Raw genomic sequence first — 9,612 nt, forward strand, 5'->3', positions numbered from 1 at the left:
TGCTCCTCGTCGAAGCGCGCCTTGAGTTCGACCACTGCCGTCACCGACTTGCCGGCTTCGGCCGCTTCGATCAGCGCACGGATAACAGGAGATTGGTCGCCGGCGCGGTACAGCGTCTGCTTGATCGCAACGACGTCGGGATCGGCAGCCGCCTGCCGCAGGAAAGCGAGGACGACCTCGAAGCTTTCATAGGGATGGTGGACGACGATGTCCTTGCTGCGGATCGCCGCAAAACAATCGCCGCCATGTTCGCGGATGCGTTCGGGAAAGCGCGGTGAATAGGCAGGGAATTTCAGGTCGGGGCGGTCAACCTCGACCAGCGCCGACAGCGCCGCGAGGCCGATGAAGCCGCCGATCTTTGCTACGATCGCTTCATGCCCCTGAATATCGGCATTGAGCACCTCGGCAATTTCGCCCGGCATGTCGGCTTCGAGTTCGAGCAGGATCACACGGCCGCGGCGGCGGCGGCGGATCGCGGTGCGGAACAGACGAACGAGATCCTCGGCCTCTTCCTCCAGCTCGATATCGCTGTCGCGGATGATGCGGAAAACGCCGAGTGAACGGATCGCGAAGCCCGGGAACAGGAGGTCGCCGAAAATCTCGATCAGATACTCGATCGGCACGAAGCTGCTCGCCTCGCCCGGCACCGGTACGAAGCGCGCCAGCGACGCCGGGATCATCACCAGTTCGCGCACCGTGTCGCCCGTCGCCTTGCGCTGCAAGTCGAAGATGACACCGAGCCCGCGGTTCGGGATGAAGGGGAACGGGTGCGCCGGATCGAGCACCTGCGGGGTCAGGATCGGGAAAATCTGGTCGATGAAATATTGGCGAAGCGCGCTGCGCAGCGCTTCCTTGTTCGACCCCGTGCCGTGGACGATGATACCCTGCTCGGCGAGCTGGCGATGGAGCCGTTGCCATTCGCTCTGCTGCTGGTCGACGAGTCGGTTCACCTCGGCTTCGATCTCGGCAAGCTGCTGGCCCGGCGACCGGCCGTCGGCCGAAGGATCGTCGATCCCCTGGAGTTGCTGGCCCTTCAGCCCCGCAACGCGGACCATGAAGAATTCGTCGAGGTTGCTGCCCGAAATCGACAGGAAGCGGAGGCGTTCGAGCAAAGGATGCGCAGGATTGCGCGCTTCTTCCATCACCCGGCGATTGAACGCCAGCCAGCTGAGTTCGCGGTTGAAGAAACGTTCGGGACCGAAAGGAATTTTCGACGCACCATCGGCGTCGTTATCGGCGCGCAGCGATTGTCCGGTTAGCGACATGTATCGGCATCCTGTCGTTCGAGAAGATCGGGATCGAGCAGCCCCTGTGACAGTAATGTTTCACGCGTAAGACGAACGCTGATACCGCCGCCCTTTTCGAGCGACGCCGCGTCGAGCGCCGCGACGACGCGGTGGATCATCGCATAGCTGCGTTCCATCCGCGGGACGACATAGGAAGCAACGCCGGGCGCGAGTGCCATGCCGCGCTGCGCGAACAGCGCCTCGATCAGGTCGCGCGCAAGGCAATCGTCGGGTTCGCCGATCGTCAGCACCGGAACCGCGGCGAGGCGCGAACGGAGGTCGGGCAATGCCACATTCCAGTCCGTCGGCGGCGCATCCGCGATGATCAGGAGCGGCGCACCGCTTGCCTGCGCCGCGTTCCATGCGTGAAAAATCTCCTCTTCGGGCACGCTGTCATGCCCGTCGATGACGCGTCCGCCGGTCTCGCCCGCGAAAAGCCGCCCCATCAGGCTGCGCCCCGACCCACGTGGCCCGGTGAGCACCGCGGTGCGCACGGGCCAGGTCGCGGGATGGCGGAGGTAGCGCACGGCATCGGCGTTACTGGTGCCGACGAGCAGCGGACCGTCGTTGCTGCCCCCCGCGCTCCAGTCGAGCGGGAGAGCGATTTGCGATGCGCGCGTCATCAGCGGCTGATCCTGAGCTGACCGCCGCCTTCCTGCACCTTGAACCCGCGCGCAGCGAGCGCGGCCTTGAGCGCGGCGAGGTCGCCCCGGAAGCTGACGCGCATCACCGAGGTGCCACCGAGCGCAAGGCTGGTGGTCGAAGCCGACTGGACGCCCGCGGCGCCCGCCACCGCGCGTTCGGTCGCGGTGACCGAATCGACGTCAGGCGAGCTGTACTGGACGGTGAAGCCCTGCACGCCCACGGCCGCCGTCGTCGGAACGCTGCTGTCGGTCTCGCTGGGCAGCACGTCCTCACCGGTCGCGACTTCTTCGGGCAGATCGACCTTTTCGACCGGCTTTTCGAGAACGAGATAGGTATCGGTCTTGAGGATGCCCGACGCGAGCGCGTCGATATAGATGCGGTCCATCCGCGCGACGGCCTTTTCCATCATGTCGGGCAGCGCGGCGGGGCTGGGGCCGGTCATCGTGAAGCTGGAGATCAGCTTGCTGTCGGGACCGAAGCGCGCGGTGAAATAGCCCTTGATCGGCCCGCCGGGGTAGGAATATTCGACGCGCGCGATCGGCGTCAGCACGTCGGCGGCGCCATATTGGTCGAGAATGACGCGCCACCAGACGCGGCCGCGGCGGCCGGTCTGCCCCGCGTTGATCAGCAGCGTATCGGCGCCGGTGCCCGCGGTGCGGACATAGTCGATCGCGCTTTGCCCGGTATTATACTCAGCCCACGCGCGCTGCCATGCGCTGCGCTGTTCGAATACTTGCGGGATGCCGTCGATCGAATAAACGGGGATGACCAGCAGCGGCGGCGAGCGCAGCGTGCGGCCGCTGACGCCGAGGATCTGACCGGCGCGGACGCGGTCGAACTGGACGCCGAGCTTGGCGACATAACGGCGCGGGCCGATCTGCTCTTCCTCGACGACGATCGCGGTGACGATGCCGTCGAGCACCGAATCGCCGAGTTTCGGACCATCGCTGCCGTTCAATTTACGATAGAGCTGCGCCCAGCCCAGCCGCTGTGCTTCGCGCCAGCCCTTTTCGCGCGCGTCGTCGGCATTGTCGCCGGTAACATCGACCATGATGCCGCTCGCGAGGAAATCGCCGCTGCTGTTGATCGGGGTGATGCCGCGATCGCCGCGGCTGATCTGCCCTTCGACCACCCCGACGAGCAGAATCGCAAGGAGGAGACCGAAAAGCGCGGCCCAGCGCCAGTCGCGCGGGCGAATGGCATCGAGGGTCAGGCGGGGCGCGAAGCGCGGGAAAGCAGCCGAAATCATATCTTCTCTATGCTTTGCCCAAAAGCGCGGGCCCCGACAAGGAAATCATGGCATTTATCGGCTGGAACCGTTAGTCGCGCGTGCCATGGATTCCAAGCACAACCAACCCGGCTCCTACACTTATGCGCAGGCCGGCGTATCGATCGAGACCGGCAACGCGCTGGTCCGTGCCATTGCCCCGCTCGCCCGTGCGACACGCCGCCCCGGCGCCGACGCCGACCTTGGCGGCTTTGGCGGTTTCTTCGACCTGAAGGCGGCCGGGTTCAACGATCCGTTGCTCGTCGCGGCGAACGACGGCGTGGGTACCAAGCTCAAGCTCGCCATCGAATCGGGCAAGCATGGCGGGGTCGGTATCGACCTCGTCGCGATGTGCGCGAACGACCTGATCGTTCAGGGCGCCGAGCCGCTGTTTTTCCTCGACTATTATGCCACGGGCAAGCTCGACAACGATGTCGCGACCGAAGTCGTCGCGAGCATCGCCGAGGGATGCAAGCAGGCCGGATGCGCGCTGATCGGCGGCGAGACTGCCGAAATGCCGGGCATGTATTCGGACGGCGACTATGACCTCGCGGGTTTCTGCGTCGGCGCGGTCGAGCGCGATCAGGTACTGACCGCCGACAAGGTCGCGGCGGGTGACGTGATCCTCGGCCTCGCGTCGTCGGGGGTTCATTCGAACGGTTTCTCGCTCGTGCGCCGGCTGGCCGCCGACAAGGGCTGGAAGCTCGACCGCCCTGCCCTGTTCGACCAGAATATCCTGCTGATCGACGCGCTGATGGCGCCGACGCGCATCTATGTGAAGAGCCTGCTCCCGCTGGTGAAGACCGGCAAGATTCACGCGCTCGCGCATATCACCGGCGGCGGCCTGCTCGAGAATATCCCGCGCATCCTGCCGAAGACGCTGCACGCCCATGTTAACGCCGATAACTGGCCGCAGCCGCGGCTGATGGCCTTCCTGCAGGCGCAGGGCAATATCGAACCCGAAGAGATGGCACGCACCTTTAACTGCGGGATCGGCATGGCGGTCGTCGTGGCCGAGGGCGATGTCGCGGACGTGACGACGGCGCTCGAAGCCGCGGGCGAAACCGTGCACCGCATCGGTCATATCGCCGAGGGCGAGAAGGGCTGCACCGTGACCGGCGGCGCCGAAACATGGAGCGCGATGGGCGCATGGAGCGCCACGCATAATGGCTAAGGCGCGTGTCGCCGTCCTGATTTCGGGCGCCGGCACCAATATGGCGGCGCTGCTCTATGCGGCAAAAGCCGAAGACTGTGCTTATGAACTGGTGTTCGTCGGCAGCAACGAGCCCGAAGCCGCGGGGCTGGCGATCGCCGAGGCCGAGGGCATCGCGACGTGGGCGCTTTCGCACAAGGGCATGAACCGCGACGCCTTCGACGCGCTGGTCGACGAGCAGTTGCGCGCGGCGGGGGCGGAATTCGTCGCACTCGCCGGCTATATGCGCATCCTGTCGGACGATTTTGTCGCACGCTGGGCGGGCCGGATGGTCAACATCCATCCGAGCCTGCTGCCGCTCTACAAGGGGCTGAATACGCACCGGCAAGCCATCGACGCCGGGGACAGGTTCGGCGGGTGCAGCATCCATATCGTGACGCCCGGCGTCGACGAGGGGCCGGTACTCGCGCAGACGCCCGTCGCGATCCTGCCCGGCGACAATGTCGAGACGCTGGCCGCACGCGTGCGGATTGCCGAGCACCAGCTCTATCCACCGACGCTCGCGGCATTCGTGATGCGCGAGCGTTCGCCCGACTATCTGCGCGGACGCGTGCGCGAGCTGGCGATGGCGCTGCCCGAAACCGACGAGGTGATCTCGCACGGCATGCCCTGCTTCGGGATCGTGAAGGGCAAGAAATTCGCCTATTTCACCGAGGATCATCATGGCGACGGAAAGATCGCGCTGCTGGTGAAAATCAGCGGCGCCGAGGAACAGGCGATGCTGATCGAGCTCGACGAGGACCGCTATTACCGCCCCGCCTATTTCGGCGACGGCTGGGTCGGCATCCGGCTCGACCTCGGCGACACCGACTGGGATGCGATCGGCGAGTGGCTGCGCAAGAGTTGGCTCGCGATTGCGCCGAAGAAGCTGGCGGGGCTGATGGGCGTGGCGGACGAGTTCTGAAATCGTTGCACGACCCACCGGGCCGTGACAAACTCGCGCGATGGGCGAACTGCCGGACTATTACGCAATTTTCCTGAGCGAGCTCGCCGGATTGATCGACGATGCCGAAATGTCCGGCTGGGACGAAGATGGCATCGCGCATCTCCGTGAAGCTGATGAGTATTTCCGTTCCGACTACCGGATAAAACAACAGGCGCAGAGGGAAGCAGCGGAAAGAGCAGCAGCCGTGCGCAACGCAAAATCCGGCAATTGACGAAAAAGGCCGCCGGATCGCTCCGGCGGCCTCTTCGGTTCGGCTTTGCCTTCTGGCTTAGCCGACGATTTCTTCGGGCTTGAAGAAATAGGCGATTTCGATCGCCGCATTCTCGTCGCTGTCCGAACCGTGGACGCTGTTCGCCTCGATGCTCTCGGCGAGTTCCTTGCGGATCGTGCCGGGCTCGGCGTTCGCCGGGTTGGTCGCGCCCATGATGTCGCGGTTCGCCTGCATGGCATTTTCGCCTTCGAGGACCTGCACGACGACGGGGCCGCTGATCATGAAATCGACGAGTTCGCCGAAGAAGGGGCGTTCCTTGTGGACCGCATAGAAGCCTTCAGCCTGTTCGCGGGTCATGTGGATGCGCTTCGACGCGACGACGCGGAGGCCGGCTTCTTCCAGCATCTTGGTGACGGCGCCCGTGAGGTTGCGGCGGGTGGCATCGGGCTTGATGATCGAAAAGGTGCGGGTGACCGCCATGGGAAAGCTCCTGCGATGTTATGGTTTGCGATGCGCGCGCCTCTAGCCGCGCTTTCGCCGCGCTGCAAGGACCGAGCGCGCGCGCCTCGCTACGCGCCGGTGCCGTAGGTTATCGCGCCTTCGACCATATCGCCGGTCTGGGTCGCGGTCACCTGGATCGACGTCTTGGCATCGCCCGGCTTTTCGGCGCCGATGATGATCGTATCCTCGGCGGTCATTTCGGAATTCACTTTCAGACCGGCCCCCTCGATCTGCCGACGGAAATGCGCGATCACGTCGGCCGCCTTGGCCTTGACCTCGAAGCTCGCGAGGCCGCCCTGCCCGTCCTTGCCCGACCCCGCAAAACCGCCAGTCATCTTCGACCCCGGATAGGGCGTGATGCCCGCCGGCAGCTTTGCCTCGCCCCCGAACTGCACTTCGCCCTCTTCGGTCTTGATCGTCACCTTGCCGTTTTCGCCGTCTTCGCTGCTACTGATCTTGTAGTCGGCGGTCTTGCCCGTTTCGGGATCGGTGTAGGTGCCGCTTGCCACTTCGGTTTCGGATTTGGAGCCGCAGCCGGAGAGAAACAATGTCGCGGCGGCGAGCGCCGCGCAGAAGGAAGAGGTTGTGCGGGTCGTCATGGTAAGGCTCCTGCTGAAACGAAACTCCCGCCCCATTGGCCCGTCCCGCCACGCCTGTCGGTGACGCGCGTCACAAGTGTGCGCTAGGGTCCCTCGGACCAGCGGCCGTTTTCGTCCTGCTTCCAGAAGCGGTTGTCAACATCGTCGCGCGCCGCGAGAATCCGCCACAGCGCGCGGGCGTCGTCGATGCGACTGTTGTCGAAGAGCAGGAAAGTGCGTTCGAACCCGAGTGCCTCCTCGCGCCATTCACCGTCGGCGAGTGCCAGATGCGTCGCACGGTTGGGCGGCGACGGATCGAGCGTGCCCGAAATCAGGATCGGCTCGATCTCTTCGTCGGGCGAACCCGCGGCACCGTGCGGCAGGAAGCCCGCGGGCTGGAGCGTCCACAGCGCCTCATCGATCGCCTGCCGCTGCATCGCAGGGGCGGCGACCACCAGCAGGCGGTCGCCATTCGCCAAGATACGCGTCGCAAGAGCGGGGAGAACCCGTTCGACCGGGTCGCGGGTCAGCCGGTAAAAGTCGACGCGCGCCATGCTTCCCTGCCTCTATGCGATCAACCTTCGTGGTTGGCGGCGATGTAACGGTCGAGCAGGCGCACGCCGTACCCCGTCGCGCCCTTCGCCCACACCGGGCCGTCCTTGTCGGCCCACGCCATCCCGGCGATGTCGAGATGCGCCCAGGCGACGCCGTCTTCGACGAAGCGCTTGATGAACTGCGCCGCGGTGATCGACCCGCCTTCGCGCGGGCCGATATTCTTCATGTCGGCGATCGGGCTGTCGATCAGCTTGTCGTAGGCGGGCGACAGCGGGAAGCGCCACAGCTTGTTGTTCGACGTTTCGCCAGCGGCGAGCAGGTCGGCGGCGAGCGTATCGTCGTTGGCAAAGATGCCGGCATATTCATGGCCGAGCGAGATCACCATCGCGCCGGTCAGCGTCGCGAGATCGACGATGACCTTGGGCTCATAGACCTTCTGCGTCCAGGTGATCGCATCGCACAGCACGAGGCGCCCTTCGGCATCGGTGTTGAGCACTTCGACCGTCTGACCCGACATCGTGCTGACGACGTCGCCGGGGCGCATCGCATTGCCGTCGGGCATATTCTCGACGAGGCCGACGATCCCGACGACATTCGCCTTCGCCTTGCGGCCGGCGATCGCCTTGATCGCGCCGGCGACGGCGCCCGCGCCGCCCATGTCCCATTTCATCATGTCCATGCCCGCGGCAGGCTTGATGCTGATGCCGCCGGTATCGAAGGTGACGCCCTTGCCGACGAAGGCGACGGGCTTGTCACCCGGGGTCCCGCCGTTCCAGCGCATCGCAAGCAGCCGCGGCGGGCGCGTCGAACCCTGCGCGACGCCGAGCAGCGCGCCCATGCCGAGCGCCTTCATCTGGCGTTCGTCGAGGATTTCGAGTTCGACGCCGAGGTCGGCGAGATGCTGGCAGCGTTCGACGAAGCTTTCGGGATAAAGGATGTTCGGCGGCTCGGCGACGAGCGTCTGGGTGAGCGCGACGCCGTCGGCGATCGCTTCATTTTCGGCCCAGCGGCCGGACAGGTCGCTGTGCGGCGAGGCGATCGTCACCGTCTTGAGGCTGGGCTTCGCCTTGTCGGAGAGGCGCGTGCGATAGGTATCGAGGCGCCAGTTGCGCAGGCGCGCGCCCATCGCAAAGGCGAGGACGTCGTCGGCGTCGCTCTGGCCAGCACTCGCAAAGTCGACATGGACCGCGGTCACGCCGCTCGTTTGCAGCTTTGCCGTCAGCGCCGCCCCGCCGCGCTCGAGGTCATGCTCGCTGCCCTCGCCGATGCCGACGAGAAGCAGGCGCTTTGCAACGCCGCCGTCGATCGTCGCGGTTTCGGCGATCGCGCCCGCCTCGCCGTCGAAGCGTGCCTGCGCCGCGGCCGCGCCGAGCAGCGCGCCGAGCGTGGCGGCTGCGCCCTTGCGGACCGGAAAAGCGACAACGTCGGCAGACGCATCGATTTGCGCGACAAACTGAATGTCCATGCCTTAACTTTCTTATGCGATGATTGATTGGAACGTGGCGGACCGATAGGGGTTTCGCTTGCGAGTTGCAAAAACAAAGCGGCCGGTCCAAGCCGGCAAATGTCGATAGTGGGTTCGGGACAAAGGGATTAAATGAGCTGGGCTTTGTTCCATCGGGCGGCGCCTGCGCGGCCGTTCTGGCTGGCGACAGCGAGCGGCATGGCGCTGGCGGCGACGCCGGTCATGGCCCAGACTGCAGCGAATCCGGCTCAGCCCGATGAGCTTGCCGGCGAACCCGACCTGCAAACGCCCGATGTCGCGCCCACCACCTCGGATGCGCCCGATGTCCAGAATGAACAACAGATCGGCTTCGCGGCCGACAACCTGAACTACGACAGCGACAGCGAGGTCGTCATTGCCGAAGGCAATGTCCAGATGAACCGCGAAGCGATCGAGATGCGCGCGGACAAGGTCACCTGGAACCGCAAGACGGGCCAGGTTTTTGCCGAGGGCAATGTCACAATCAAGAATCCCGAAGGCGATACCGCCTATGGTGACAAGATCGAGCTGACCGACACGCTGCGCGACGGCGTCGTCGAAAACCTGCTCGTCGTGCTCGATAATGGGTCGCGGCTCGCGGCGGTGAAAGGCACGCGCTTCGATAACGGCAATATCGAGCTGGAGAACGCCGCCTACACCCCCTGCCCCGTCGAAGATGACGCAGGCTGTCCGAAAAATCCGAGCTGGCAGATCCGCGCCGTGCGCGTGATGTACGACCGGGCAAAGAACAAGATCCGGTACAAGGGTGCGCGCGTCGAGATTTTCGGCCTGCCGCTGATCCCGCTGCCCGGGCTTAGCCATCCGGCGAACAGCGAGGCGGGGAGCGGCATCCTGGTGCCCGAGATCCGCCTCGACCGCAGCAACGGGTTCGAAATCGCCGTGCCCTATTATCTGCGCATCGCGCCC

Annotated in this window: 11 protein-coding genes; 4 read left to right on the forward strand and 7 right to left on the reverse strand. The window is 65.1% G+C overall.

The features are described 5' to 3' along the window. From ppk1 to VGD20_RS00520, 3 genes are all read right to left on the reverse strand, one after another. A partial coding sequence (ppk1, locus tag VGD20_RS00510; RefSeq protein ID WP_331132576.1) for a polyphosphate kinase 1 occupies positions 1 to 1,265 on the reverse strand: 1,265 nt, incomplete at its 3' end. Further along, on the reverse strand, positions 1,256 to 1,909 hold the full coding sequence (locus VGD20_RS00515) for a chromosomal replication initiator DnaA (RefSeq protein WP_331132577.1): 654 nt from the start codon (positions 1,907 to 1,909) through the stop codon (positions 1,256 to 1,258). The genes ppk1 and VGD20_RS00515, both read right to left, overlap by 10 nt. After that, positions 1,909 to 3,180: a heavy-metal-associated domain-containing protein gene (locus VGD20_RS00520; protein ID WP_331132578.1), complete on the reverse strand. Its 1,272-nt coding sequence runs from the start codon at positions 3,178 to 3,180 to the stop codon at positions 1,909 to 1,911. The genes VGD20_RS00515 and VGD20_RS00520 overlap by 1 nt, the downstream gene beginning before the upstream one ends. An 85-nt stretch (positions 3,181 to 3,265) precedes the next feature. On the opposite strand from VGD20_RS00520, the gene purM reads away from it, so the two are divergent. The 3 genes from purM to VGD20_RS00535 are packed head-to-tail and all read left to right on the forward strand — an operon-like array spanning position 3,266 to position 5,568. Then, a complete protein-coding gene (gene purM / locus VGD20_RS00525) occupies positions 3,266 to 4,372 on the forward strand; it encodes a phosphoribosylformylglycinamidine cyclo-ligase (RefSeq protein ID WP_331132579.1) in 1,107 nt (368 codons plus the stop codon). Beyond that, positions 4,365 to 5,315, forward strand: a complete 951-nt coding sequence (purN, locus tag VGD20_RS00530; RefSeq protein ID WP_331132580.1) for a phosphoribosylglycinamide formyltransferase — start codon at positions 4,365 to 4,367, stop codon at positions 5,313 to 5,315. Before purM ends, purN begins: the two co-directional genes overlap by 8 nt. A 40-nt stretch (positions 5,316 to 5,355) precedes the next feature. Next, positions 5,356 to 5,568, forward strand: coding sequence for a hypothetical protein (locus tag VGD20_RS00535; protein ID WP_331132581.1), 213 nt, complete (start codon positions 5,356 to 5,358; stop codon positions 5,566 to 5,568). Between the two features lie 57 nt (positions 5,569 to 5,625). Here the strand turns inward: VGD20_RS00535 and ndk are convergent, their stop codons facing one another. The 4 genes from ndk to VGD20_RS00555 all read right to left on the reverse strand — a co-directional run bounded on the left by ndk (position 5,626) and on the right by VGD20_RS00555 (position 8,667). Further along, positions 5,626 to 6,048, reverse strand: coding sequence for a nucleoside-diphosphate kinase (gene ndk / locus VGD20_RS00540; protein ID WP_331132582.1), 423 nt, complete (start codon positions 6,046 to 6,048; stop codon positions 5,626 to 5,628). A gap of 89 nt (positions 6,049 to 6,137) precedes the next feature. Continuing rightward, positions 6,138 to 6,668 carry a hypothetical protein gene (locus VGD20_RS00545; protein ID WP_331132583.1) on the reverse strand — a complete coding sequence of 177 codons (531 nt, stop codon included), beginning with the start codon at positions 6,666 to 6,668 and terminating at the stop codon, positions 6,138 to 6,140. A gap of 83 nt (positions 6,669 to 6,751) precedes the next feature. After that, positions 6,752 to 7,201: a DNA polymerase III subunit chi gene (locus VGD20_RS00550; protein WP_331132584.1), complete on the reverse strand. Its 450-nt coding sequence runs from the start codon at positions 7,199 to 7,201 to the stop codon at positions 6,752 to 6,754. A 20-nt stretch (positions 7,202 to 7,221) separates the two neighbouring features. Beyond that, positions 7,222 to 8,667, reverse strand: a complete 1,446-nt coding sequence (locus VGD20_RS00555; protein WP_331132585.1) for a leucyl aminopeptidase — start codon at positions 8,665 to 8,667, stop codon at positions 7,222 to 7,224. Between the two features lie 132 nt (positions 8,668 to 8,799). Here VGD20_RS00555 and VGD20_RS00560 point away from each other — a divergent pair. After that, positions 8,800 to 9,612: LPS-assembly protein LptD (locus VGD20_RS00560; RefSeq protein WP_331132586.1), on the forward strand; the 813-nt coding region annotated here is incomplete at its 3' end.

The organism is Sphingopyxis sp., from assembly GCF_036402335.1.
Lineage (GTDB): Bacteria > Pseudomonadota > Alphaproteobacteria > Sphingomonadales > Sphingomonadaceae > Sphingopyxis.

Coding starts and splice junctions, on each gene's coding strand:
- VGD20_RS00550 (WP_331132584.1), bottom strand. CDS start 7,201: ATGGCGCGCGTCGACTTTTACCGGCTGACCCGCGACCCGGTCGAACGG.
- VGD20_RS00545 (WP_331132583.1), bottom strand. CDS start 6,668: ATGACGACCCGCACAACCTCTTCCTTCTGCGCGGCGCTCGCCGCCGCG.
- VGD20_RS00515 (WP_331132577.1), bottom strand. CDS start 1,909: ATGACGCGCGCATCGCAAATCGCTCTCCCGCTCGACTGGAGCGCGGGG.
- VGD20_RS00535 (WP_331132581.1), top strand. CDS start 5,356: ATGGGCGAACTGCCGGACTATTACGCAATTTTCCTGAGCGAGCTCGCC.
- VGD20_RS00520 (WP_331132578.1), bottom strand. CDS start 3,180: ATGATTTCGGCTGCTTTCCCGCGCTTCGCGCCCCGCCTGACCCTCGAT.
- ndk (WP_331132582.1), bottom strand. CDS start 6,048: ATGGCGGTCACCCGCACCTTTTCGATCATCAAGCCCGATGCCACCCGC.
- purN (WP_331132580.1), top strand. CDS start 4,365: ATGGCTAAGGCGCGTGTCGCCGTCCTGATTTCGGGCGCCGGCACCAAT.
- VGD20_RS00555 (WP_331132585.1), bottom strand. CDS start 8,667: ATGGACATTCAGTTTGTCGCGCAAATCGATGCGTCTGCCGACGTTGTC.
- purM (WP_331132579.1), top strand. CDS start 3,266: ATGGATTCCAAGCACAACCAACCCGGCTCCTACACTTATGCGCAGGCC.